Origin of the sequence: Butyrivibrio sp. (assembly GCF_017635265.1) — a bacterium.
GTDB lineage: Bacteria > Bacillota > Clostridia > Lachnospirales > Lachnospiraceae > Butyrivibrio.
Window position 1 is genome coordinate 53,231 of record NZ_JAGBLU010000004.1, and the last position, 26,588, is coordinate 79,818.

Annotated in this window: 21 protein-coding genes and 1 tRNA gene; 21 read left to right on the forward strand and 1 reads right to left on the reverse strand. The window is 36.8% G+C overall.

Going from position 1 to position 26,588, the window contains the following annotated elements:
* Positions 1 to 37 precede the first annotated feature (37 nt).
* The 8 genes from J6O61_RS00790 (at position 38) to J6O61_RS00825 (ending at position 12,557) form a co-directional block, all read left to right on the forward strand.
* The gene (locus J6O61_RS00790; protein ID WP_292208380.1) at positions 38 to 406 is read left to right on the forward strand and encodes a metal-dependent transcriptional regulator; all 369 of its coding nucleotides are present in this window, start codon (positions 38 to 40) and stop codon (positions 404 to 406) included.
* A gap of 320 nt (positions 407 to 726) precedes the next feature.
* On the forward strand, positions 727 to 4,629 hold the full coding sequence (locus J6O61_RS00795) for a hypothetical protein (protein ID WP_292208382.1): 3,903 nt from the start codon (positions 727 to 729) through the stop codon (positions 4,627 to 4,629).
* Between the two features lie 129 nt (positions 4,630 to 4,758).
* Positions 4,759 to 6,291: an RsmB/NOP family class I SAM-dependent RNA methyltransferase gene (locus J6O61_RS00800; RefSeq protein WP_330613696.1), complete on the forward strand. Its 1,533-nt coding sequence runs from the start codon at positions 4,759 to 4,761 to the stop codon at positions 6,289 to 6,291.
* Positions 6,292 to 6,322: 31 nt separating this feature from the next.
* Positions 6,323 to 8,047 carry an ABC transporter ATP-binding protein gene (locus J6O61_RS00805; RefSeq protein ID WP_292208387.1) on the forward strand — a complete coding sequence of 575 codons (1,725 nt, stop codon included), beginning with the start codon at positions 6,323 to 6,325 and terminating at the stop codon, positions 8,045 to 8,047.
* A complete protein-coding gene (locus J6O61_RS00810) occupies positions 8,044 to 9,804 on the forward strand; it encodes an ABC transporter ATP-binding protein (protein ID WP_292208390.1) in 1,761 nt (586 codons plus the stop codon). Before J6O61_RS00805 ends, J6O61_RS00810 begins: the two co-directional genes overlap by 4 nt.
* An 80-nt stretch (positions 9,805 to 9,884) precedes the next feature.
* On the forward strand, positions 9,885 to 11,531 hold the full coding sequence (locus J6O61_RS00815; protein ID WP_292208394.1) for a putative manganese-dependent inorganic diphosphatase: 1,647 nt from the start codon (positions 9,885 to 9,887) through the stop codon (positions 11,529 to 11,531).
* Between the two features lie 22 nt (positions 11,532 to 11,553).
* Positions 11,554 to 11,832 (forward strand): hypothetical protein, encoded by a 279-nt coding sequence (locus tag J6O61_RS00820; RefSeq protein ID WP_292208396.1) that lies wholly within the window; start codon positions 11,554 to 11,556, stop codon positions 11,830 to 11,832.
* 125 nt (positions 11,833 to 11,957) lie between these two features.
* Positions 11,958 to 12,557, forward strand: a complete 600-nt coding sequence (locus J6O61_RS00825; RefSeq protein WP_292208398.1) for an NUDIX hydrolase — start codon at positions 11,958 to 11,960, stop codon at positions 12,555 to 12,557.
* A gap of 83 nt (positions 12,558 to 12,640) precedes the next feature.
* On the opposite strand, the gene J6O61_RS00830 is transcribed toward J6O61_RS00825, so the two are convergent.
* Positions 12,641 to 12,723 (reverse strand) — tRNA-Leu (locus J6O61_RS00830).
* Between the two features lie 137 nt (positions 12,724 to 12,860).
* Between J6O61_RS00830 and J6O61_RS00835 the strand changes: the two genes are divergently transcribed.
* From J6O61_RS00835 to J6O61_RS00895, 13 genes are all read left to right on the forward strand, one after another.
* On the forward strand, positions 12,861 to 13,946 hold the full coding sequence (locus J6O61_RS00835) for an HD-GYP domain-containing protein (RefSeq protein ID WP_292208437.1): 1,086 nt from the start codon (positions 12,861 to 12,863) through the stop codon (positions 13,944 to 13,946).
* Positions 13,947 to 14,149: 203 nt separating this feature from the next.
* A complete protein-coding gene (locus J6O61_RS00840) occupies positions 14,150 to 15,622 on the forward strand; it encodes a DUF6937 domain-containing protein (protein WP_292208440.1) in 1,473 nt (490 codons plus the stop codon).
* Entirely contained in the window at positions 15,622 to 17,061 is a 1,440-nt protein-coding gene (locus tag J6O61_RS00845) for a glycoside-pentoside-hexuronide (GPH):cation symporter (protein ID WP_292208443.1), read from the forward strand. Before J6O61_RS00840 ends, J6O61_RS00845 begins: the two co-directional genes overlap by 1 nt.
* Before the next feature lie 309 nt (positions 17,062 to 17,370).
* Positions 17,371 to 17,841: a PssD/Cps14F family polysaccharide biosynthesis glycosyltransferase gene (gene pssD / locus J6O61_RS00850; protein WP_292208446.1), complete on the forward strand. Its 471-nt coding sequence runs from the start codon at positions 17,371 to 17,373 to the stop codon at positions 17,839 to 17,841.
* Positions 17,842 to 17,865: 24 nt separating this feature from the next.
* Entirely contained in the window at positions 17,866 to 18,348 is a 483-nt protein-coding gene (gene pssE / locus J6O61_RS00855) for a PssE/Cps14G family polysaccharide biosynthesis glycosyltransferase (RefSeq protein ID WP_292208449.1), read from the forward strand.
* A 23-nt stretch (positions 18,349 to 18,371) separates the two neighbouring features.
* Entirely contained in the window at positions 18,372 to 19,775 is a 1,404-nt protein-coding gene (locus tag J6O61_RS00860) for a sugar transferase (protein ID WP_292208452.1), read from the forward strand.
* A gap of 13 nt (positions 19,776 to 19,788) precedes the next feature.
* Positions 19,789 to 20,052, forward strand: coding sequence for a lasso peptide biosynthesis PqqD family chaperone (locus tag J6O61_RS00865; protein ID WP_292208455.1), 264 nt, complete (start codon positions 19,789 to 19,791; stop codon positions 20,050 to 20,052).
* Positions 20,053 to 20,081: 29 nt separating this feature from the next.
* Entirely contained in the window at positions 20,082 to 21,563 is a 1,482-nt protein-coding gene (locus J6O61_RS00870; protein WP_292208458.1) for a polysaccharide biosynthesis tyrosine autokinase, read from the forward strand.
* On the forward strand, positions 21,466 to 22,464 hold the full coding sequence (locus J6O61_RS00875) for a glycosyltransferase family 2 protein (protein ID WP_292208460.1): 999 nt from the start codon (positions 21,466 to 21,468) through the stop codon (positions 22,462 to 22,464). Before J6O61_RS00870 ends, J6O61_RS00875 begins: the two co-directional genes overlap by 98 nt.
* Positions 22,461 to 23,390 carry a glycosyltransferase family 2 protein gene (locus J6O61_RS00880; protein WP_292208462.1) on the forward strand — a complete coding sequence of 310 codons (930 nt, stop codon included), beginning with the start codon at positions 22,461 to 22,463 and terminating at the stop codon, positions 23,388 to 23,390. The genes J6O61_RS00875 and J6O61_RS00880 overlap by 4 nt, the downstream gene beginning before the upstream one ends.
* Before the next feature lie 10 nt (positions 23,391 to 23,400).
* Positions 23,401 to 24,780, forward strand: coding sequence for a hypothetical protein (locus tag J6O61_RS00885; protein ID WP_292208464.1), 1,380 nt, complete (start codon positions 23,401 to 23,403; stop codon positions 24,778 to 24,780).
* Positions 24,767 to 25,714 (forward strand): capsular polysaccharide synthesis protein, encoded by a 948-nt coding sequence (locus J6O61_RS00890; protein ID WP_292208467.1) that lies wholly within the window; start codon positions 24,767 to 24,769, stop codon positions 25,712 to 25,714. The genes J6O61_RS00885 and J6O61_RS00890 overlap by 14 nt, the downstream gene beginning before the upstream one ends.
* On the forward strand, positions 25,686 to 26,588 hold the full coding sequence (locus tag J6O61_RS00895; protein ID WP_292208470.1) for a glycosyltransferase family 32 protein: 903 nt from the start codon (positions 25,686 to 25,688) through the stop codon (positions 26,586 to 26,588). Before J6O61_RS00890 ends, J6O61_RS00895 begins: the two co-directional genes overlap by 29 nt.

Sequence of the window (26,588 nt, forward strand, 5' to 3'; positions counted from 1 at the left end):
CATTATATGTTAAGAGAATGTGGAGAGGGGTTTTAAAATGCACGAATCAGGCGAAGACTATATCGAGACAATTTACCTATTAAAAAAGAAAAAGGGCATGGTACGTTCTATCGATGTTGCTAATGAACTTGGCTTTTCAAGACCAAGCGTATCAAGAGCTGTAGGAATTCTAAAAGACAATGGACTGATTGTTGTTGAGAGTGACGGAGAAATTGTTCTTACGGATGAAGGCCTAAAAACTGCAAAAAAAGTATATGAAAAGCATACCAATCTTACAAAATTTCTTATGGTCACAGCGGGAGTCAATGAAGAAATTGCAGAGACTGATGCTTGCAGAATCGAGCACATCATTAGTCCGGAGACTTTTAAAGGAATAAAAAGGTTCTTGAAAGAAAATGCTAAATAATTATAAACACCGATGTATTGTCTTGTTTGTAGTTAAGCGGTGTAAGTCAGAACACCGGGGAAATCACATTGTACATTTTTGGTGTAACTTGTGATTATAATAAAATTTAATAATGATATGTAGAAGACAGCACGAGTGCAATGTTATTGCATTTGTGCTGTCTTTTTGTGTGAACGTTTTGAGTTTAAAATGTGTCCTTTTTATGAAAATTTAATATTTTTCTACAAAATCATGACTGATTATGATGATTTTTATGATTGATATTTTTTTATTATAAAAAAGGATTTTTTTATGAGATTTTATGAGAGGGAGGCAGTAATATGCACAAGCGGCTAAAGAGATTTATTACATTTATGCTGGCGCTTACGCTGATCTGTACAAATTTTGGCAGTGATTTTGCAAGTGCCAGAGCATATGCAGTTACTGACGAGGATGAACTTGAAGTTACGGTTGACTCATCTGAAATCAGTGACATTTTCGAGGATATTCCTGATGTTGAAACGTCAGAGGAGTCTGAAGAAAACGAGGAGGAGATAGTAGTCAGCAGTGAGGGAGAAGTTGACTATTCTTCAGCAGAAGCGGCTGTAGTAGATGCTACTCTTGTTGAGGAAAAAAGTGAGGGTTTAGAGAATAATATAGAAGAGTCTGTTAAGGAAAGCTCAGCTGAGGGAGAAGCAGTTGCAGCGATTTCTGGCAGCACAGAGGAAGGCAATGCAGCTTCTCTTGCATCATCAGATGCGGCTGCACTTGCAAGTTCTGAGGATGCAGCTACACTTGCGTCATCAGATGCAGCAGCGCTTTCAAGCTCCGAGGATGCAGCTACACTTGCGTCATCAGATGCAGCAGCACTTGCAAGTTCGGACGCGGCAGCTTTGGCATCATCAGATGCGGCAGCGCTTGCAAGTTCTGAGGAAGAAGAACCAATAGAGTTTAGTCCGGATCCTGTAGTTTTAAATGGGGTAAAGATTACTCTTTACGCTATGCCAGGAGTTCTTCCTAATGACGCAGAGCTTCAGGTTTCAGAAATTGAAAGTAATCTTGAAGATAAGATCACGGAAGCTATTGATGAAGATACAGGTGCAGACGTTGAGGTAGTAAAGACAATCTCTTACGATATCAAGATTTATTCAGAGAGCGAGGGGGATTTCGTTCAGCCTGAAGATGGAACTGTAAGAGTTACTTTTGAAGAAATTGACGAGGCTTCCGACGAGGAAATAGCACTTGCTGTTTACCATGTTGAAGAGTCAGGTGATGAAGTTGAAAACGTTGATGAGGTAAAAAAGGGAGAGGAAAATTCAACTGAGACAGAAATAGGCTTTGATGCAAAGCATTTCTCAATTTATACAATTGCTTTTCTAAAAGAAGAAATCGAAGGAAAAGCAGCCAAATTTCAAATTGTCCCTATAGATGAAAACGGAAAGGAAATCAATATCTCTAATTATGGTGAAACTATAGTAACTATTGACTCGGATGTTGTTTCTTCTGCTGAGGATTTGGCTTTAAATCTTCCTGGGTATGAATATATCAGTGCTTATTATGAAAAGGATATTGACGGAGCAAAACGAAAAGCGGATGTAACTGGTATAGAAGTTGATACTACTGATCAGAAATTGTTTATTAGCTATGAATATTCTGGCACTAGTTATACGGATCAGTTTGATTGGGTTAAAAAGAAAAAAAATGAAGGTAGTAACATACCAAAAATCAAATATATATATAAGAATTCTGATGACATATCTGCAGATTCTGAACTTATATATTTCTTTGTATTGATAGATGGCAATGAACCTCCGTTAACATCAGATGGTGATAGTCAGGGGAAATATTACCCTTCATATGGAAGTAACGGATATAAAGATGGAAAACGTTATTATGGAGAGAGTGATATTAACAATAAGTGGGTTGGAAGAGCTAAGTCTTTACTGCTTGTAGATGATGAAGACAAAGATGGTGTTAAAGCCTCATATCATAAAATGAATACTGAAAATATTTATGATCTGACAGGCGCAAAGGTAGAGAAGTATATCATTGAGAAACCAACAGACAAGATCAATGATTATTTTGCATCTGAGTATCCGGGGTATGGCTTTGGTGACAATGATAATGATTATAACTTAACAGAAGAAGATATAGTATGGTATGTATATAAGAATCAGATTGATGCATTCCATATCGATGGATATATCAATTCTGCTGTTAGATATAACACAAACTTTGGTGCTACACCTGATACGTCAACAGATACAGTGAGATTTTTGACTAACTATAATATCAAAGATTATGGTGATGTATTCAGCACATCAAGAGATGGATATACTTTTGTTGGATGGAGTACTGATCCTTATGATTATGAGTCAGATGGCATAATAGATAACAATACATATTATTACGGAAATTACAGTCATGCTGTTGCGGTAAATGAAGTAATTACAGTTGGTAAAAAGGTAACTCTTTATGCTCAGTGGAAGAAGGATGGCGTTCTGGATACAAACATCGAAGTATGGGCCAAGGATGATGAGTGGTTCTATGATGGAACAGAACATACAAATAACGAAATCCTTAAGCAGACAAGCGATGATCCTAATTACGAAGTAACTGCTATTGTAACAAATGGAAAAGTAAAGAATGTTAGTGATACAAGTGCTCTTAACAATAAGATCACTAAGGTAACAATTAAGGATAAGACTAGTAACAAGGAATATACATTTACTGTTAATGGTAATAGTGAAGTAGTAACTATCAATGGCGAAAAGACAAAGGTAACTGTTCATAACAGTACACTTACGATTAAGCCAAGAACTGTTACACTTACTTCAAAGAGTCTTTCAAAGAAATTTGATGGAACTTACCTTACTGCCGATGAGCGCTATGCAGCAGGTGAGAAGTATGCAAGAGATATTACTCCAACTGCCTTCAATAAAGAAAAAGGTGAAGGCTTTGTGGCAAATGAAGGTATAGTAGAATCAGCTACTGAGTTTACAGGCAAGCTACTTGCTATAAAGAAAGTCGAAAAAGCTAATACTTTTAACTACACACTACAAGAAAAAACACTTGCAGAAAACTATAAAATTGAGCGAGAATATGGAAATCTTGAAATAACTCCTCCTGATGAGAAGATTAAATTAAAGATCAAATTAAAGGCAAATGCTGATGGTACAGGCCGTGACACTTACGTAATATATGATGGCACTACACAGCAGGCTATCATGGAAGTTCATGTGACTGTTGAAGGTGAGGTTGATACAGAATCACTTCTTAAAAGAATTATTGAAGCTCTAAAAAATGGAGCATCTAGTCTTTTAAATGCTGGAACACTTGTGGCTTATGCTGCAGACAAGCCGGGTGATCCGATTAAGGTTGATGCGCAGACCATCAATATAGCAGGACTTGAGATTACGGTTGATAATCTCTATGTTCATGGCGGAGCAGGAACTGATGTAGGCCATTACCCAATCATTCTTGATTATTCAGGTATGACAATAGTAACTACCATAAATGGAGAAGAGATTGATCTAAGCAAGGTAGTAGAGCTTGAAATTGACAGCATAAAGGGCGAAACAGAAAAGTATAATGTTAACCCTGAAATCAAGACTGATGAAGATATCATTGGCTGGCTCCATGTAAGTGAGAGAGAAGTTACAATGCTTTCAGATACAGCAAGCAAGCAGTATGACGGGACACCGCTTACAGCCAAACATGTAACGGAGACAGAATATGTTGAAGATAAAACTTCCAACAAAGGATTTGTTCCCGGAGAAGGAGCTGACTATGATATAACTGGATCACTTGTCGGTTCAGCAACAGAGACACAGTCAGTAAGAAATGATTACACATACACATTAAAGAGTAATACTAAGGCATCAAATTATATTATTACTCAGGAATACGGTACACTTACAGTTACACCACTTGGCGGAGGAGACAATCCACCACCACCTGGACCAAATCCCGGACCCGATCCTGACCCGGATCCTAGTCCTGATCCTGATCCTGATCCGGATCCACCAACAACCACAACAGTCGTTCCTCCAAGTCCTGTTGCAGCAGTACTTGGTGCCAGAAGAGAAACTGTTTCTGACGGCGCAGCAGTACTTGGTGCAAGAAGGGCAGGAACGGAGGATACAACCAATGACAACCTGAGAATATTTGTGGTGGTTATAGCTGCGGGAGCTGCAATTTCACTTCTTTTCTTTGGAAAAAAGAAAGAGAAGGATAAATTGTAATCCAATATAAGATCTCATAAAAATCCAAGAGGAGCTGGTGCATTTTGCATCAGCTTCTTTTGATATGGATTTGTTATTATTAAAAAAAACTGTTAGTATAGCCATAGAGTTTTTATGGAGGTTTTGATTTTGATACCTGAAAAGTTTAAAGAACGCATGAAAAAATATCTTGGAGAAAACGAGTATGAGGATTTCCTATGCTCTTTTGATAACGACAAAAGATATCATGCCCTTAGAATAAATCCATTAAAATGCACTATTGAAGACATAAAGAAAAGGCTTGGATTTCTAAAAGAGCAGGTGACCTGGGAGGAGAATGGGTTTTATTATGAAGATGATGCTCAGCCCGGTAAACACCCCTATCACGAGGCAGGACTTTATTATATTCAGGAGCCGAGTGCCATGGCACCGGTGCATTTTCTTGATCCAAAGCCCGGTGAAAAGATACTTGATTTATGCGCTGCACCTGGAGGCAAAACTACACAGATTGCAGCTGCCATAGGCGGCGAAGGAATTTTGGTCACCAACGAAATAAACAGAGACCGTGCAAAGATTCTATCGCTTAATGTTGAAAGAATGGGAATAACTAATGCCCTTGTTCTTAACGAGGATTCAGCGCATCTTTCTGAATGTTTTGAAGGATATTTTGAAAAAATACTTGTGGATGCGCCATGCTCCGGTGAAGGAATGTTCAGAAAAAATGATAACGCCGGTGATGAATGGAATCCGGAAAATGTCCGTGTGTGTGCTTCAAGGCAAAAAGAAATTCTGGCAAACGCGGCAAAAATGCTCCTTCCGGGAGGGCGACTTGTATACTCGACATGCACTTTTTCTGCCGATGAAAATGAAGAAACAGTTTTTGAATTTCTTTTTGATAATCCGGATTTCCATACGGTAAAAGCAGTAAAGAAAGGCGGAATTGAAAACGGAAGAAAAGAATTTATTTCAGCTGAGCTTTATAACAAATATGCAGCCATTGATGCAAAAAGAACTGAAATATGCAGGGAAGAAGTGTCGAATTCTCTAAGATTATGGCCCCATAAGCTTAAGGGAGAGGGACATTTTCTGTGCGTTTTTGAAAGAGATGGCAGTTTTGCCAAGGAAGTAAAAAGCACCTATGTTCCCGGTGGCAGAAACATTCCTGTAAAACCTGAAATTGCCGGAATATTTGGGAGCTTTCTAAAAGAAACAATCTCCTTTGCCAAAGATGCTTTTGAGCTGAAAAGAGGCAGGATCGAGTGTAGACTTGGAAGTGGAAGGAATTTAAAAGGACTTATCTTTATGTTCGGGGAACAGCTCTATCTTTGTCCGGAGGATATGCCTTCTGTAAATGGCCTTAAGGTCATGAGAGGTGGTTTTCACCTTGGAACTATTAAAAAAGACAGATTTGAACCTTCTCACGCGCTGGCTTTATTTCTAAAGTCTGAAGATGTATTTCTAAATAAGGACTATCCATCTGATAGTGACGAAATTAGAAGTTACTTAAATGGTCAGACCATAAATATTGGAAATGATGAGGAAGAAATGCGTGGGGGTAGTGTTAATAAAAACAGCAAGGGTTGGACACTTATAACAACTGATGGATACAGTATCGGTTGGGCTAAGGCTGCCGGTGGCATGCTTAAGAATCATTACCCAAAGGGATTAAGGATTAATTACTGAGATTTATTCCATGAATTGAACGGAGAATTTGATGAGAAAATTACTTGTATATTTAAAAGACTATAAAAAAGAAACCATACTTGGACCTTTATTTAAGCTTCTTGAAGCTTCCTTTGAACTTTTGGTGCCGCTTGTTATTGCGGCTATGATTGATAAAGGAATTGCAAGTGGAGACAGGGGCTATGTTCTTAAAATGTGCCTTTTGCTTGTTCTTCTTTGTTTTATCGGCTGCATTAGTGCGGTAACTGCGCAGTTTTTTGCAGCTAAGGCCGCCGCTGGATTTGCCAAAAAAGCCAAGAGAGCTCTTTTTGATAATATTCAAAAACTATCATATTCCGATATGGATAAGCTTGGAACCTCAGCAATGATCACACGAATGACCAGTGATATGAATCAGGTTCAGCAGGGGGTCAACATGACTATAAGGTTGCTTCTTAGATCGCCGTTTGTTGTGTTTGGCGCTATGGCCATGGCTTTTACAATCGATATAAGACAGGCGCTTATTTTTGTTGTCACAATCGCTCTTTTGTCATTTGTGGTTGTCTTTATTACAGCTTGGAGTATTCCCAGATATGAAAAGATTCAAAAGGGGCTGGATACTCTTCTTAGGCTTACCAGAGAAAATCACACCGGAGTCAGGGTAATCAGGGCATTTGGACTTGAGACAAGTGAAAAAGACAGATTCAATGAAAATAATGATCGTCTCATGGGGCTTCAGAAATTCGTGGGATCAGTGACAGCCCTAATGAATCCGGTAACTTATGCAATTTTAAATCTCTCGGTGGTTGTTCTTATCTATAAAGGAGCAATCTTTGTCAATAATGGAGAGCTTACACAGGGGCAGCTTGTAGCGCTCTATAATTACATGTTCCAGATACTTGTTGAGCTTATTAAGCTTGCGAATCTTATCCTTACCATGACTAAGGCAATAGCATCAGGCAACAGAGTTCAGGAGCTTATGGAATATACGTCTTCCATGGAAGATGGTAAGATTACAGAATTTGCAAACTCAAAAGAACATGTTGTTTTTGAAAATGTATCTATGAGGTATGTTTCAAATGCAGAGGACAGTATCGAGAATATAAGCTTTGTTGCAAACAGAGGAGAGCGCATAGGAATAATTGGAGGGACAGGAAGCGGTAAGTCAACACTCATAAATCTTATTCCGAGATTTTATGATGTAAGTAAAGGCAGAGTTCTAATCGATGGATTGGATGTAAAAGAATACAAGCTTGAAGCCTTAAGAGAGAGAATCGGCATTGTTCCGCAGAAGGCAGTTCTTTTCCATGGGACTATCAGAGATAACATGAAGTGGGGAAAAAAGGATGCGACGGATGAGGAAATATATGAAGCATTGAAAATTGCTCAGGCAGAAGAAATTGTAAAGGGAAAAAACGGAGCGCTTGACTTTATGGTTGCCCAGGGGGGAAAGAACTTTTCCGGCGGTCAAAAGCAGCGCCTTACCATAGCAAGAGCGCTTGTCAGAAAGCCGGAGATACTGATACTTGATGATAGTGCATCCGCCCTTGATTATCTGACTGACAGAAATTTACGAGCTGCTATATCAGGCATGAAAAATGCACCTACGACCTTTATAGTTTCCCAGAGAACTGCTGCTGTCAGCGATTGTGACAAGATCATTGTCCTTGATAATGGACAGGTTGCAGGCATGGGAAAGCATGAAGAACTTCTTGATGGATGTGAGCTCTATAAAGAAATCTACGATTCACAATACAAAAAGGAGGGAGAAGCATGAAAAAGGGAACACTAAAAAAGGTACTTGGCTATGCAGTAAGATATAGGCTGCTGATATATTTATCAATGATTCTTGCCGTAGTGACAGCTCTTTTGTCTCTGTACGTGCCAATATTGGCAGGAAGAGCTATTGACCATATTATAGGAAAAGAAAATGTGGATTTTGGTGCAGTTACCGGCATTCTTATAAAAATGATTGTAACCATAGCTATAATTGCCATAAGCCAGTGGGTTATGAACAAGGCCAATAATAAGATCACATTTCAGGTCGTAAGAGATGTGAGAAAAGAGGCATTTGCTAAATTACATGTTTTACCGTTTGAATATATGGATTCCAAGCAGACAGGAGATATTGTAAGCAGAATCATTTCGGATGTGGACTTGTTTTCAGATGGTCTTTTAATGGGATTTACCCAGCTTTTCACAGGAATTGTCACTATAATCGGAACACTTTTATTTATGTTCTATTTAAACTTCAGGATCGCTCTTGTTGTAGTGATTTTGACGCCTCTTTCTTTGTTTGTAGCCAGATTTATTGCCACAAAGAGCTTTAGCCTGTTTAAACTTCAGTCTGAAGCCAGATCTGATCAGACATCTTTTGTTGATGAAATGGTAGGTAATTTATCTGTAGTCAAGGCTTTTGCTCATGAAGATGAAAACATGGAGTATTTTGACAAGGTTAATGAAAGACTTGAAAATGCATCTGTAAAAGCTACATTTATTTCATCACTTACTAATCCGGGAACAAGGTTCATTAATAACCTTGTTTATGCTGCTGTTGCACTGTTTGGAGCTTTTACCTGCATTGCAGGAGGAATGACTGTTGGCGGACTTACAATTTTCCTAAGCTATGCCAATCAGTACACAAAACCTTTTAACGAAATTTCCGGCGTTGTTACCGAACTTCAAAATGCCCTTGCCTGTGCAGAGCGAGTATTTGCGCTGATAGAAGAAAAGACAGAAGAACCTGATATTCCTTTTGCACCTGAAAGCTTTGAACCGGAAGGAAATGTGACATTTAAGGATGTTTTCTTTTCATATGACAAAAATAAAAAACTTATAGAAGACTTAAACCTTGATATCAAAAAAGGTCAGAAAGTTGCCATTGTTGGGCCGACCGGTGCAGGAAAGAGTACCATGATAAATCTTCTTATGAGATTTTATGATGTAGATAACGGCAGCATTTCAATAGATGATAAGGACCTTAGAAGCTTAAAGAGAAGACAGATAAGAGACAACTTTGGAATGGTTCTTCAGGAGACTTGGCTTCGGGGTGGAACCATAAAAGAAAATATAACTCTTGGAAGAGAAGGATTTACAGATGAAGAGATAATAGAAGCTGCAAAGGCTTCTCATGCCCATAGCTTCATCAAAAGATTGCCGCAGGGCTATGATACAGTTATTTCAGAAAATGGAGGGAATCTTTCTCAGGGGCAGAAGCAGCTTCTTTGTATAACAAGGGTAATGCTAAGCATTCCACCTATGCTTATTTTGGATGAGGCTACATCATCTATTGATACCAGTACAGAGATACGTATTCAGAAGGCGTTTAATAAGATGATGATGGGGCGTACCAGTTTTATTGTAGCTCACAGGCTTTCTACTATCAGAGAGGCGGATCTGATACTTGTCATGAAGGATGGTCATATTATCGAGAAAGGAAGTCACAACGAGCTTTTGGAGAAGAAGGGCTTTTATCACAAGCTTTATAATAGTCAGTTTGGAGCTGATACTCAGTCAGCAGCCGGTACTGCATGAGAAGGTGATACAATTTGCATAGCACATAAATTATGGGGTATTATGTTTAGAGAGGCTTTTTATACAGGAGAAAATAATATATGACAAATCAAAAGAGACCTGTTTTTGTAACAGGCCACAAGAATCCGGATACAGATTCAATTTGTGCAGCAATCACATATGCAAATTTAAAAAGACAAATAACAGGAGATGACTATATTGCATGCAGGGCAGGCCATCTCAATGAGGAAACTCAGTTTGTTCTTTCTCATTTTACTGTTGAAATTCCTGCTTACGTAAAAGATGTGAGAACTCAGGTAAGAGATATGGAGATCCGTATGCTTGACGGTATCAGCGATAACTTATCTCTTAAAAACGCATGGTCAAAAATGAGAGATGCAAGCGTTGTTACTCTATGTGTTACAGAAGGAGATCAGCTTGCCGGAATCGTAACTACCAATGATATTGTTGAAACATACATGGATGTTATTGATCCAAAGATTCTTTCCAAGGCTCAGACATCTTATAAAAATATTGTTGAGACTCTGGATGGCGAGCTTATAGTAGGTGAGATAGATGATACTCTGACCAGAGGAAAAGTAGTTATAGCTGCAGCAAATCCCGATATGATGGAAAACGTCATTGAGGAGGGAGATGTAGTTATTCTCGGTAACAGGTACGATATGCAGCTTTGCGCAATAGAGATGAATGCAGGCTGTATAATTGTCTGTGAGGGCGCAAGTGTGGCCAAAACTATTCAGACGCAGGCCAGAGACCATGGAACCAAGATAATCTGCACTCCGCATGATACATTTGTTGTGGCAAGACTTATCAATCAGAGCATGCCTGTTTCTTATGTAATGAAAAAGGATAATCTGATTTGTTTCCATATGGATGATTATATTGAAGATATTCAGGAAGTTATGGCTTCAACAAGACACAGATATTTCCCGGTTCTTGATAAAGATGATCATTATATTGGAATGATCAGCCGCAGAAATTTTCTTGGTGCCAAAAAGAAACAGCTTATTTTAGTTGACCATAATGAGAAAAATCAGGCTGTAAATGGCGCTGATTCTGCAGAGATACTTGAAATTATCGATCACCACAGACTTCGTACCATTGAGACTGCAGGTCCTGTATTTTTCAGAAACCAGCCCCTTGGCTCAACATGTACTATTATCTATCTTATGTACAAAGAGTATGGCGTTGAAATAGATAAGACTACAGCAGGACTTCTTTTGGCTGCTATATTGTCAGATACATTGATGTTCAGATCACCTACATGTACTAATATCGACAAAAAGGCAGGAGAGGAGCTATCTGAAATTGCAGGTGTAGATTACGAGGAATTTGCAAAAGAGATGTTCCACGCCGGATCAAACTTAAGTGGTAAAAGTGCTACAGAGATTCTTCATCAGGACTTTAAAAAGTTTACTGTTGATGATCTTACAATTGGAATCGGGCAGATAAATTCCATGAGCGCAGATGAACTTGTGGATATAAAAAATAAGATACAGCCTGAACTGAATAAGGTTGCAGATGAAGATGGGCTTGATATGTTGTTCTTTATGCTCACAGATATTATCAGTGAGTCATCAGAGGTTATTTTTGCAGGGGCAAAGGCTCAGCATACATTAAATGCGGCTTTTGGCGTGAATATCGACGGGGACAGTGCAAAGCTTCCGGGGGTAGTATCCCGCAAAAAGCAGCTTCTTCCCAATATCGTTGAAGCAATCCAAAGTTGAGATAGGTAATGTAGGTTTAGATATGGACGAATTAAGAGCGAAGCTTTTACATGAAATAATTGGTATCTATGGGCCGGGGCAGGGGATGAATATAGCGTCCATAATAATACCGGCTTTTTTGAATGACTTTGAAAAAACGATAGAAAAGAAATCGACTTTTGATGAGGTATCCGAGGAGTATATGACCGAGGATAAGAAAATTCACCTTGTCCTGTATGGAAGAAAGCGTATGGGTGGCAAGGGAGATGAATTTGACATCACAAGGTGTGTTTTTAATGACAAGGTTATTTTAGGCGATTGATTTTTTAGAAAAAAGATTAAGTATAGTAAGACATCATGTATTTTTGTGTATGAAGTGTCAATAATACAAATCAATATATTAATTGAGATATTACTAAGAATAATACTTGAAGGTTTAGTTTAGATATGGAAGATAATAGTAGTTTAGTTTGGAAATTAAAGAAGGAAGAGCATGTCGTTCAGGATGAATGGATTGATTTCAGGAGAAATGACTATGAGCTTCCCAATGGTGAGGTGATTGGCCCTGTATATAATTATTCCAAACATAGTTTTTCTCTTATAGTAGCAACTGATGAAAATGGAGATTTCATATGCGTTCGTCAGTACAGGCATGGAATTGATGAAGTTACCAGTGAGTTCCCGGCCGGTGCAATTGAATATAAGGAAAAGAGTGATGTTCCATATATTACTGATAAAAATATAATAGCAACTGAAGATGAGGCATTTGAGGCTGCAAAGAGAGAACTTAAAGAAGAGACAGGCTTTGTTTCTGACAATTGGAAACATCTTCTCACAATGCCGGCCAATGCGACTCTTTCTAACAGCAATGTTCATATTTACGCAGCAATGGGATGCAGGAAAGTGACCGGGCAGCATCTTGATGATACGGAGTTTCTAAATGTTCTGACTTTATCAGAAGAGGCACTTAAGAAAAGAATATTTGAAGGCGACTTTAAACAGTCTCTTCATATTCTTGCATATTACCTTTTTAAAGATAATATGTAAGCAACTATCATGATAAAACAAAAAAGCCTGCAATCAAGCGACTTTTTATAACTTTTTGCTTGATTGCAGGCTTTTAAATTTAGTGCCGGCAGTGGGACTTGAACCCACACGTGGTTGCCCACAACAGATTTTGAGTCTGCATCGTCTGCCATTCCGACATGCCGGCAATTATGAATTTTATCTGTGCCATCCATGCTTATCCGACACAGCTTTATTAGTTTATCATAGGTGCAATGGATATTCAAGTGGTTTTTGATATGCTATAATTATGAGGTAACGATATTACGTTAATAAGGGGCGAATATGAAGCTAATATCAGTTGATAAACTAGAACCGGGAATGGTCGTATCCGAGAATATCTATACAATAGATGACAGGCTTGTACTTCCCAAGGATACTGTACTTGACAGCAAGGGCATTGAGAGAATCAAGTCTCATTCTCTTTATAATATCTTCATTGAAGATGATATTAAACCTGTGCCAAAAGAGACTGTAGAAAAGCCAAAAATAAATTTTTCTTATTCTCAGAAAGTAAAAAATTCTGAGGGCTTTATCAGATTTAAACAGCATATAGAGGAAAATGCGGAAAAGCTTGAAGAGTCATTTAGAATGATTGCCAATGATACTATGCCGCTTGATATTGATAAGCTTACAGAACCGGTTTACCATCTGTTTGTTGAAGCGGGAGGAACAGCAGGAGTTTTTGATATGCTCCACAATCTTCGTGATAATTCAGATGCTGTTTATATGCATAGCCTGAATGTTTCTCTTATTTGTAATACCTTGGCCAACTGGATGCGGCTCCCAAGTGAAAAGGTACAGCTTGCTACAGCAGGAGGGCTTTTGCATGATATAGGAAAGGTTCTTATTCCACAGGAACTACTTTCAAGTACCAAGCCATTAACTCCTTATCAGAAGAAAGCTTTGGATGAGCATGTTATCAAGGGCTATGATCTTGTGAAAGATAAGGATATCGATATTCATATAAAAAACTGTGTTTTGATGCATCATGAATTTAGGGATGGTTCAGGATTTCCTTTTCATCTGAAAAATGATCAAATCGATGAAATTGCTTCTATTGTGACAGTTGCCAATGTTTACGATGAAATGACTTCAAAGAGACCAAGCAGATCACAGATATGTCCATTCGAAGTAATCGCAAAATTCGAAGATGAAGGACTGGATAAGTATGATCCCAATACTATCATGACTTTTTTAAGCAATATAGTAAATACATTTATTGCCAACAGGGTTATGCTTAATAATGGTAAAACCGGCGATATAATCTTTATAAACCCTAATCATCTTGCCAGACCTGTAGTTAAATGCGGGGAGGAGTATATAGATCTGGCTGTGGAAAAACAGCTTTCTATTGTGGCAATAATCTGAGGTGATTTCTCTAAAGCAAAGTAAATTTGCACAAATGACGGACACTAAAATTGTAAAAAGCGTTTCTTGAATAAATGGGCTCTTTTGTATACTATTAATGCATGGAAACTAATATACATATCAATGGTTTCCTAAATGTAATTAATTATTTATTAAAAAAGGTATATGAAGGGCCACATTATTGTGGAAGAAATGGAAAGGTTATGACTGAGAAATCTAAAGTTATTTTTGGTAACGTTATTAGTGACAAAGATTACAAAGCATCTGTTAAATCCAAAAAAAGTTATATAAAAAAATATGGTGATGATTCTGCTGTAAATTATGGCTTTAATGTTGTAGACAATGAAGTAATCGGGCCGCTTTTGGGAGTAAAAAACGTTGAAGTGTCATCCAAGGCGCCTGTGTCGGAGATGGATAGAGAAAAAGGAATCATCGTTGGAAACATACGAATGGGTTTTGGACACTACCGTATTTCTATGGCGATGGCTTCATATGCTCATCACCTTGGACTTACTCCTTATTGGATGGATCTTAATTCCTATAAAGAGACAACTTGTACAAAGGTTATTGGAGCACAGAATGACCTCTATTCGTTGGGATCAAGACTCAGTAAGAACCCGATTTTCAATAAGCTTGTATGGGAGCCTATGAACTATGAGGGATTCAGAGCTCTTTCATATAATGCCAAGGATCAGAAAAATGCGGAGCTCATGGCACCTGTATATAAAAATGTGCCTAAGGATATTCCTGTTATTGCAACTCATGCATGGCCTGCACAGGCTGCTGTTCATGCCGGCATGAAGTATGTAGTAAATGCAATCCCAGACAACTGGCCAATGGCTCTTCATCTGTCTGAAGGATCCGTTCATACAATTCAGTGTAAAAACGCATATATGGGCTACCGCGTACTTAATGGCATGAATAAAAAGAAAGTTTCAAAGCCAATGCCTCAGGATGCGCTTGTCTACACAGGCCACTACATTGACTATGAACTTGTTTCAAACATTGAAAAAGACTGTCAGGCGAGAGTAAACAGAAAAGAAAATAAAAAGCCCATGAGATTTCTTTTGACTATCGGGGGAGCAGGAGCTCAGAAAGAAATCTTTGCTGAAATCATAAAGTATCTGATTCCGAGTATTAAAGAGAAAAAAGCTGTGCTGTACGTAAATGTCGGTGATTACAGAAACGTATGGGATGAGCTTGTTTCTGAAATTTCTGAGATGAAAAGTTTATCTGCAGAGCACATGAACAATTGGAAGGAGACTCTTGACTTTACAGAAAAAGCTCTTGATCCGGCAGAAGAAATAACCGGAATTCACGGATTCTATCACAAAAATATATTTGAAGCAGTATATGCTACAAATCTTCTTATGAGGAGCTGTGATGTACTTGTTACAAAGCCAAGTGAACTGGCATTTTACCCTGTTCCAAAGCTTTTTATCAAAAGAGTAGGTAAGCACGAAATGTGGGGAGCTATTCATTCGGCTGAAATAGGTGATGGAACCTTAGAGTGCAGAGATATTCCTCATATATTGCAGATGGTTGATCAGTTCCTTGAAACCAATCTTTTGAATGAGATGTGCGACAGTATAGTGATAAACAAGAGTATGGGCATTTATGACGGTGCCAAAAAAGTTGTAGAGCTTGCAATGAAACTTAGGGAGGGCAAAAACTAATGGAAAAGACAAAGCTGTCAGGGGCTGCAAAGGCTTCCTATGGACTTGGTGCAGTTGGAAAAGATATGGTGTACATGCTTTCTGCGTCTTATGTACTTTACTACTTTCAGGATATTCTGGGAGTAAGTGCTGCTGCAATGGGTGTGATCCTTATGGTAGCCAGAGTGTTCGATGCTTTTAATGACCCGATTATGGGAGCGATAGTTGCCAAAACAAAAACAAGATGGGGAAAGTTCAGACCATGGCTCCTTATAGGAACAATAACCAATGCCGTAGTTCTTTATCTTATGTTTTCAGCGCCTCCAACGCTTAGCGGAAGCGGACTTGTTGCTTATGCTGCAGTAACATATATTGTTTGGGGCGTCACATATACTATGATGGACATTCCTTACTGGTCAATGATACCTGCTTTTACAGAGGGCGGAAAAGAAAGAGAGGGACTTACAACCCTTGCCCGTTCTTGTGCAGGAGTTGGTTCTGCCATTATAACTATAATAACCGTAATGTCCGTATCAGCTCTTGGAAGAGCATTTGGACCTGCGGGAATTACAGACAGAGAAGTTGAACGGATAGGTTTTTCTTACTTCTCCATTGCTATTGCGGTTTTGTTTGTGCTCTTTACTGTTATCTGCTGCATCAATGTAAAAGAAAAAGCAACAACAGATATGAAGTCTGCTTCAATAGGAGAGATGTTCAAAGCTCTTATCCAAAATGATCAGGCTATGGCTGTTACTGTGGCAATTGTAATTGTTAACTGCTCGATTTATATTACTTCAAACCTTGTAATATATTTCTTTAAATATGATTTTGGTGGAACAGCATGGAGAGGCGATTATACACTGTTTTCTACATTTGGCGGTGGAATACAGATTTTGGCTATGATGCTTTTTTATCCATTTCTTAGAAAGTTCTTTTCATCAATACAGATTTACTATGTAAGTCTGGGAATGGCTATAGCTGGATATATTTCACTTCTTGTTCTTGCATCAACTTCAATGAACAATGTATTTTTACTGTTTGTTCCGGGATTCTTTATCTTTGCAGCCAATGGAATGCTTGCGGTTATTACAACAGTCTTCCTTGCAAATACCGTAGACTATGGTGATCTTAAGAACAGAAGACGAGATGAGTCAGTAATATTTTCAATGCAGACCTTTGTAGTTAAACTTGCTTCCGGTATTTCGGCTCTTATCGCGTCTTTGGCGCTGCAGGTTCTTGCACTTTCTCAGGATGTTGAGGAAACTGCTGAAAAAATCGATTATTCATTGGGTGTAGAGGTTTCTCAGAAAATGGGACTTAGAATGACCATGACTCTTATTCCTATTGCAGGACTTATATTTGCAATTTTCTGGTTTAAGAAAAAATACATTTTGACAGACGAGAAATTACAGGAGATTTCTGTTGAACTGGTAAAAAGGGAAACTGAAAAATCAAATTAAAATCATAATTATACATTTTAAGGCTGTGAACGGAAAATTCTATTCACAGCCTCTTTTTTTGTGTTTTTCTAATTATAAATAATTTATAAAATTACAAAAAACAAACAAATTATGATAGATATTATGATTTTGTTAGCGCTATAATTTGTAACAGTGTTGTAAGAAGTGTTACAGGATTGATAGAAATGAATATTTTTTCATTTCCGGGCGGGTCAATTCTTCTTCTGGGTGGATACAATACGATCATTAAAAACGGCATTTTTTATTTGTTTTATTTATTTTCTTATTTTTTTATGGGAGGGATTAAGTATGAGTCAAAGTACGGCTAAAGTTGCGTTCGTTGCGTCTTCAGGTGGTCACCTGGAGGAAATTTCCAGATTAAAAGAAATTGAAAAAAAATATGACTGTTTTCTTGTTACGGAAAAGAGTGATTTTGAGGTGATTGATTTTTGTAACAGACATTACTTTGTACCTCAAATGAACAGGAAGCAGTTGCAGTTTCCAATAAAGTTTATGTTTCTGTTCTTTAGAACTCTTCAGATTTTATTAAAGGAAAAGCCTGATTTTATCATAACAACGGGAGCGCTTATCGCTTATCCGTTCTGTGTTGTAGGCAAGCTCCTTGGAATCAAGGTTATTTATGTTGAGTCTTTTGCAAGAGTCAACCATCCGTCAATGACAGGAAAGCTTGTATACAATCTTTCTGATCTTTTCATGGTTCAGTGGGAAGATATGCTTGCAAATTATCCAAAATCAATGCTTGGTGGAGAAATATTCTAAGGTGAATATAAGGGGGAAAGCAAAGTGATTTTCGTTACACTTGGTACTCAGAAATTTCAAATGAATAGGCTTGTAAAGGCAATTGATGAACTTTCTGAAAAAAATGTTGTACCTGACGAGTTTTTTATACAGACAGGTGCTTCTACATATAAGCCCAAACATTGTAAGTATGTGGACTTTATGGATTCCAAAGAGTATGCGAAAAAAATACAGGAGTGTGATCTTTTGATAACACATGCAGGAGTTGGAACTATTATAACCGGTAAAAATGCAAACAAACCGGTTATAGTAGTGCCAAGACTCTCTGAATTTGGGGAGCATGTGGATGATCATCAAAAAGAGATAGCTCAGGCTTTTTCAAATAAGAAGTGTGTTCTTAGTTGCGAAAATGTTGAAGAACTTCCGGATTATATAGAAAAGTCAAAAACTTTTGATTTTAAGCCTTATGAAGTTAAAGGTGGAAATGTAGAAGACATTATTCTTAAATTTATGAATATGTTTGAGTAACAGTTAAACGGCAGGGACATGGTATGAATCGTAGCAATAAAGGAGCAAATACAAAAGTAATTCAGATTTGTATTGATATTATAGTTTTAGTACTGGTTTATTTTATTGAAAAAAAGATATTTGGACATTTTTTAAGTGAAGCAACTTATTTAAGATGCTTTTCTTTGGTCCTTGTTTTTGCTGTAGTTTACATTTTGGCAAATAAAGAGGCAAGGATTTATAATACGACTTTGTTCTTTTATATGGATAGGTTTTGGAAACTGCTTACAAAGTCCTATCTTATGGCAGCTGTCACTACGATAGTATTTATGTACGTGTATAATCCGGGACCAGGCGCTAGAAGGTTTCATCTGTATTATCTTATTTATTCTTACATTGCCATAGTCATTAACATGGTCATCAGCAGGTTTGTTCAGATGATAACTACTGACAGATATGCACCTCGCTCAGCTTATGTTGGCGAGTTTGAGGAATATGAGAAATTCAATTATTTCCTGAATAAGACCAGCGTAAAAAATGAAAGTGTGGGTTATATATTAAAATCCGGAAAAGTTGAAAACAGGGTATTTAACATACTTGGAAATCTTTCTGAACTTGAAGGGATCATTAGAAAATATGAGCTCGATCAAGTTTATTTTATGCTCCATAGTAATGATAATCTATCTAAAATGCAGGAATATATAGACATATGCCTTGAAATGGGAGTTACTGTGAGAGTAATCCTCGATGTTGATGGCGGCTACCACATGAAACGTCCCAACAGCTTCGTTAGTTCTGTAGGTACATATCCTTTGATCACTTATCACACTGTTACATTAAATACTTATGAACAGGCACTTAAAAGAGTAATGGATATAATCATCAGCCTGATAGGAATTATCATTACATCTCCTATCATGCTTATAACAGCAATAGCTATAAAGCTTGATTCAAAAGGGCCGGTACTTTTTAAGCAGCAGCGTGTTGGGCAAAATGGAAGAACCTTTTACATGTATAAATTCAGAAGTATGTGCCAGGACGCGGAGAAAAAGAAAAAAGATCTTCTCTCTCAGAATGAGATGGATGGATTTATGTTCAAAATGAAGGATGATCCAAGAGTTACAAGGGTAGGCAAGTTTATAAGAAAGACGAGCATAGATGAATTGCCACAGTTTTTTAACGTACTACATGGAGAAATGAGTGTTGTAGGAACAAGACCGCCTACAGTCGATGAAGTTTCAAATTATAAACGAAGCCAATGGAGGCGAATCAGCATTAAGCCTGGAATAACAGGAATGTGGCAGATCAGCGGAAGAAACGATATTACAGATTTTGATAAAGTTGTTGAGCTTGATCTTCGCTATATAGATAATTGGACGATCATGATGGATATGATAATCATATTAAAAACAGTGGGAGTTCTGTTTAAGAGAAAGGGAGCGTATTAAAAAGGGGGTAGTTATGAATAGAAGTGATGCAATTAAATTAAAGAAAAAGTTAAATGTAACGGATCTGTCTGGTGAAAAAGTGATGATAGATTTTGATTCTGGAAAATATTTCATGATCAAAGGGACGGGAAATGATATATGGGATATTATTCAGGAAGAAGTAACAGTTGATGAGATTATAAAAAAGCTGTTGTCTGAATATGATGTTTCAGAAGAAGTTTGTGAAAAGTCCGTTATGGATTTCCTGGGGAAACTTAAGGAAAACGATTTTATTTGATCTGACATGTTTTTTGGGAGGAATAGAGAGTGCTCAAAATAATTTTACAGAATTTCCATTTGGAAAAAATCTTCTGGATCATAAAGAAAAACTTAAAATACATGATTCTTGTGGGTTTTATAACTGGCGTCCTGGCAGGTGTCATAACGCTTATAACCAGAACCAATCTGTATGCAGCACAGATATCTCTTTATGTATATAGTAATCCTGATTATATAAACGACAGCGGAGTAAACCTTTCATCTAGTGATCTGACGCAGGCAAGCAGCCTTCTTAATTCATATATGCAGATATTGAAAAGCAAAAGCTTTTTAAATTCGGTCATAGAGGAAGCAGATCTTGATCCTGTTTATTACACTCCGAGTCGTCTTTCTGAAAATATTAAGGCTTCAGCAGTTTCAGGAACAGCTGTATTTAAAGTTACGGTGTATGACCATAACCCATACAACGCCATGAACATTGCTAACACCATAGGAAAACTTGCTCCTGACAAAATAGTGAGCATTGTTAAATCAGGAGGAATTGAAGTTCTTGATGAAGCGACTCTTCCTACTATGCCATATGAATCAACCAGTGTTTCTTTGATGGCAATAATTGGTGTATTTGCCGGGGCATTTCTTGCAGCACTGTTCTTTTTGGTAAAGGGACTTAGAGATACAAGATATAGAAGGGTTTATGAAGTTGTGGACATGTTTAATATTCCTATTCTTGGCATGGTTCCGTCAGTCAGTGATATGGATGAAAACGGAAATGTTGAAATTCTGTTAAATCAGAAAAGTCCCTTTGTTTTGAAAGAAGCATATAACGATATCCGTACGAGTCTTTTATATCTCGGAAGAGGAGAAAAATGTCCTGTTTTTGTAATTACAAGTGCTGATTATGAAGAGGGAAAAACTACAAGCAGCATAAATGTTGCGACTTCTTTTGCCTGTATGGATAAAAAGACACTTCTTATCGATGCTGATTTAAGAAATGGAGATATAGGAAGAAATCTTAATCTTAGCAATGAAAATGGGCTTAGCGATTATCTTGCAGGCATTAGCGAACTTACTGTCAACAGAAATGTAATAAATAAGCTTGACGTAATCACAACAGGAACGTATCCTCCAAATCCTATGGATTTACTTTTTAGTGAAAACTGGAAGAATCTTATACAGAAGAAAAAAGAAGAATACGATGTCATTATTATTGACACTCCTGCAATCGGAGTTGTTTCAGACGGAATAGAGATGGCGGATATTTCAACAGCGTATGTTTTAGTTATAAGGGAAATGCTTACAAGGTTTGAAAGAGAGGAACTCATTGTAAGGCGCCTTGAAGCAGTTGATGCCAATATATGTGGCTTTATTTACAATGCCATTTCAGTACAGTCTGAAGATTATAATCACAAAGAATATGCTAATGGTGGGGATTATGGTAAGCGTAATAGTACCGGTGTACAACACAGAAAAATATTTAAGAAGATGTCTTCAAAGTCTGGTAAATCAGACGCTGAAAAAAACAGAACTTGAGATAGTAGTTATTAATGATGGCTCTACTGATGGTTCCCCCATAATACTTGAGGAGTATCAAAGAAAGTATCCTGAGCTTATAAAGGTAGTAAATAAGCAAAATGGAGGACAGGCAACGGCAAGAAATATGGGAATTGAGCTTGCAAGGGGCGAGTATATTGGCTTTGCTGATTCTGATGATTATGTAGATAAAAGCATGTTTGAAAAAATGCTTAATCTGGCAAAAAAAGAAGATGCAGATATTGTGGAATGTCATTATCACAGTATGTTGGAAACGAATAGGATTGATGAACGCGGAGAGCCTTTGTACAAGGAAATAGGTACAAGAGGAACAATTACCAAAAGAGATAATGTAAGAGACTTATTTCTGGACCCACAGGTTTCACCATGGAACAAGCTCTATAAGAGAAAAGTATTGATAGACGGAAATGTCAGATTCCCAGAGGGGATGATTTATGAAGATACATCCTTTTATATAAAATCTCTTCCATTTGTAAAAAAGCAGTCCTTTTTGGATGAAAAACTTGTTTATTACAGTGTAAGACAAAAATCAACCATGACATCCAATTTAAACAGTAAGGTTGGTGATATTTTCAAAGTCCTTGACGATATAGTAGAGTTTTATCGAAAAAACAGATTTTTTAATGATTATAAAGATGAATTGGAATATTTTTGTGTAAAGATAGCTTTCTGTAGTAATGTCAGCAGAATAGGAAGAGTTGAAAGTGTAGCTTTACGGAAAGAACTCTTTGACAGGACGTTCAAGTTTGTTAATCGTAATTTTCCTGATTACAAAAGGAATAAATATTTTAAAGGGAAGACCGGACTCTATATAAAGTCTGTTAACAGATTAAATATAGGTATCTATGCCAGGGTGCTTTCAAAGGTAATGATAGGATGAGTGACAAAATATCGGTGGCATTAGCCACTTATAATGGTGAGAAATACATACAAGAGCAGCTAAAGTCAATTTTAAGACAGACGCTTAAAGTTGATGAAATAATAATTTGCGATGATATTTCTTCAGATAATACAGAGGAAGTAGTAAAAAAGTTTATTCGTGACAATGCCCTGGAAAATAGAATTGATTTTAAAGTAAATGAACATAACCTTGGATATGCTTCAAATTTTATTAAAGCTCTGCGTCAGACAACAGGAGATTATATCTTTTTTTGTGATCAGGATGATATTTGGGTAGATGACAGAGTAGAGAATATGGTCAGAATCTTAAAGGAAAATCCGGATGTTCTTATGATTGGTTCTGAGTTTGAGCCATTTAAATCGTCTGATGATGCACCTGATGTACCCGGGTGGGAGCTTTCAAAGTTTAAAAATGATGGAAGTCTTGAAAAGCTTTATTTTAATTCAGAAAACATATTTATCGGGTGCCAGGGATGCACCATGGCAATGAAAAGAAGCTTTCTGGATGAGATTGATAAATATTGGTACACAGGATGGGCTCATGATGAATATGTCTGGAAATTAGCACTATCTATGGAGGGACTTTATTTTTATCATAAGGTAACTTTAAAAAGACGTTTACATTCAAGTAATGTTACTCTCCATAAGGAACATGAAAAAGAAAAAAGACTTAAGTATCTTACAGATCTTCTAAAGAGCCATGAAAAAACTTTAGAATTTATAAAATCCCAAAACTGCGATAAAGAGAAAATTAAGCTCTTAAAACGGCATATTAAAGCGACAAATTTAAGAATCAATCTTATAAAAAATAGGAAATTACTGAATTCGTTACTGCTTCTTGGATATATGGATTGTTATCATAAAAAAAGATCCATACCGGTAGAACTTGTTATGGCAATGAAATAAAGGATATTTAATGACTGCACTTTGTAAAAGCTATGAAAAAACTACAAGTAAATATCTTAAAACTCCAAGAGAGAGAACTGTTTTTTACAGAATAGCAGTTTTCTATATTTTTGCACTTTACGTAATGCCTCAGTATTTTGGCATTCCAAATCCTGTTTTTGATCTGACTCTGGTAAGAATAGGTATCATATTTGTACTTACATTTATCATACTTGATTATGACAGAAGCAGGGATTTTGTTAATATGCTTGCCGGTGACTTTATGTTAAAGTCTTTGATACCTTATTTAATTGTCCTTGCCTATACCATGGTATTAAGAGTTGATATTAATGCTTTATTAAATCCACTTATAGAATTGCTTGAGATGTATCTTTTGATTTATGTAATAAAGGACAGCTTTGGAGTTGATAGGACATTAAAAATAATTCTTGGTTTTATCTATCTGCTCATTATCCTTGGAATAGTGGAAGCAATAATGAAGGTTTCTCCCTTTTCTTATCTGGTTACAATAAATGGAATTTATACAGGAAGATACATAAGAGGTGGAAATTACAGGATAATGAGTAATTGTGGTCATTCACTTGGATATGGACTTATGCTGATGACAGTGCTGCCATTTTCAGGATATGACATTGAAAACAAGACATTTAATATATACAGAAGGCCACTTCTTTTAATTGGAATCATAGTTAATGTTTTTCTTACAGGATCAAGGGCAACGCTTGGTGTAGCAGGTGCTGAACTGGCACTGATGTTCATATTTTCAGATGCTAAATACTTAAAGAAAAATATATTGGTGACAGTATCATCAATTATTGTTTTTTTGGGAATTACATTTTGCATTCAGACAACGGGACCTGGACAGTATATACTTTTACAGCTTACAAGCCTTATTGATACACTTTTTGATACCCAGTTTTCAGTAAAATATGGGGCGAATCTTACTCAGCTTAATCAAAGCGCTGCATACAGAGAGCTTTTAAAGGAAATATTTCATGTTGAGTGGCTTAATCCTGTTTTGGGCATAGGAAGAAAAAGAGGTTTTTCTGGAGTTGTAGACGGGCGTGTAATCAGGTCTATAGACAGTTTTTATATTTCTGAATATGTAAGATATGCCTATCCCGGAATGATAGCATATCTTTTCTTCCTGGCAGTTATGGGAATCAGAATGCTTATAGCTATCTGGAAAACCAGATCTGCACTTGTGAGAATGCTTTTCGTTGGCTCTGTCAGCTATTGTATTCATTTATATATTGCGGATTCTTTACAGACATTAAAGTATTTATATGTGCTTTTTGCATTATATGTCTGTTGTGAGAAAACGCCATATATCCCGGAACATAAGGGAAGATATTTTGAAAAAAGGAAGTCAAGATATGTCAAAAAATGACAATAAGATCCTAAACAGAATAAAGGACAGAATGTTTCTTGGAACAATATATGACCAGATTATTCTCAAGACCAAGTATACCGATGAGAAAACTCATTTTTTATACAGTGTAATGGTTGGACAAAAGCACCGAATGATCTTTTACAGACGGTTTAAGAAAAAATACCTTGAAAGATGCACATCTGAAAGACCGTGGGAGATGCTTGAGAAAAAGAATAATTGCGATACGGTCTGGGTGATGTGGCTTCAGGGAATAGATAAAGCGCCAGACATAGTGAAAAAATGTATTGATAGTCAAAAAAAATATATGCCCGGGAAAAAGTTTATTTTTTTGGATGAAAACAATATTTCACAGTATGTAAAGCTGCCGGATCATATAGAACAAAAGAGGAAAAAAGGTATTATTGGCAATGCTCATTACAGTGACCTTGTCAGAAATGAGCTGCTGATCAAATATGGTGGATATTGGATAGATTCAACTGTTTTAATGACAGATGGGAATTTAATAAAAAAAATAAATGAACTGCCACTATTTATGCCAAGTTACTATTATTTTGGATTTAATCCTGAAATTATGGAACTAAACAACTGGTTTATACACAGCTGTACTAATAATAATATGTTATGTCTTTTACAAAAAATGCTTTTTGAATATTGGAAAGATTATAACTATGCTTCGAATTACTATATTTACCATATATTCGGGACTATAGTAAATGATTTCTATAAAGATGAGTTCGAAAGTATTCCTATAGTAAGTCAGGCGCAGTCACATGTACTTGCAACATACATTTATGATGAGTTTAATCAGGAGAAATACGAACTTTTAAAAGAAACCACAGGAATCCATAAGCTAAGTACAAGATTCGAAGATGAAAAGATAAATAAGAAAGGATCATTTTACGATGTCGTTATCAATCAGGGAAACTACTGATGTAAATGTAATAAAGAACATACATCCTGAAAGCGGAAACAAGATTCCGAAGATAATTCATTACTGCTGGTTTGGAGGAAAGCCACTGCCTGAAGATTTAAAAAAGTGTATCGAGTCCTGGGAAAAGCTTGAAGGTTATACGGTAATGCGCTGGGACGAATCAAACTGCAGTTTTGATGAAAATGATTTTGTAAGGAATACCTATAAGGATAAACAGCTCGGATTTATAGGTGACTATTACAGGTTAAAAGCTGTTTATGAGTACGGCGGAATATATCTGGACACTGATGTGAAAATCAATAAGAGCTTTGACAAGCTCCTTGGTCATAACCTGTTTTTGAATTTTATCTTTGACTGTTCTGTGGGTTCTGCCATAATCGGTGGACAAAAGAACAACCCTTTAATAAAAGGGCTTCTTGATATGTATGATAAGACGGTCATAGTTAAGGATTCTAATAAAAAAGCATCCAAGGTATTTGAGTTCAGAGACGATAAGCTTTTCGTTCACGGATATGCCACCAGCAATTACTATTACACCTACTACATTCTTAAGCACTATCCGGAATTTAAACTCAATAACAAATATCAGGATTTGGGAGATTTTGTAATTTATCCCAAAGAATATTTTGAAATCGGATCAATTCTCGGAAATCATTATGCAGTACATCTTTGCGCAGGAGAGTGGAGGATAAAAGAAGATGATTCAAAGAGCCTTAAAAATACAGTAAAGAAAACAATAAAAAAGAATCAGAAGCTTTTTGATATGATCCAAATACTTGTAAGAAAAAGAAGATATAACATCTTGAAAAAAGAAATACCTTTTTACGCATATTCAGTTGCACAAAGAAATGGAACCACTTTGCCGGAGCTATAA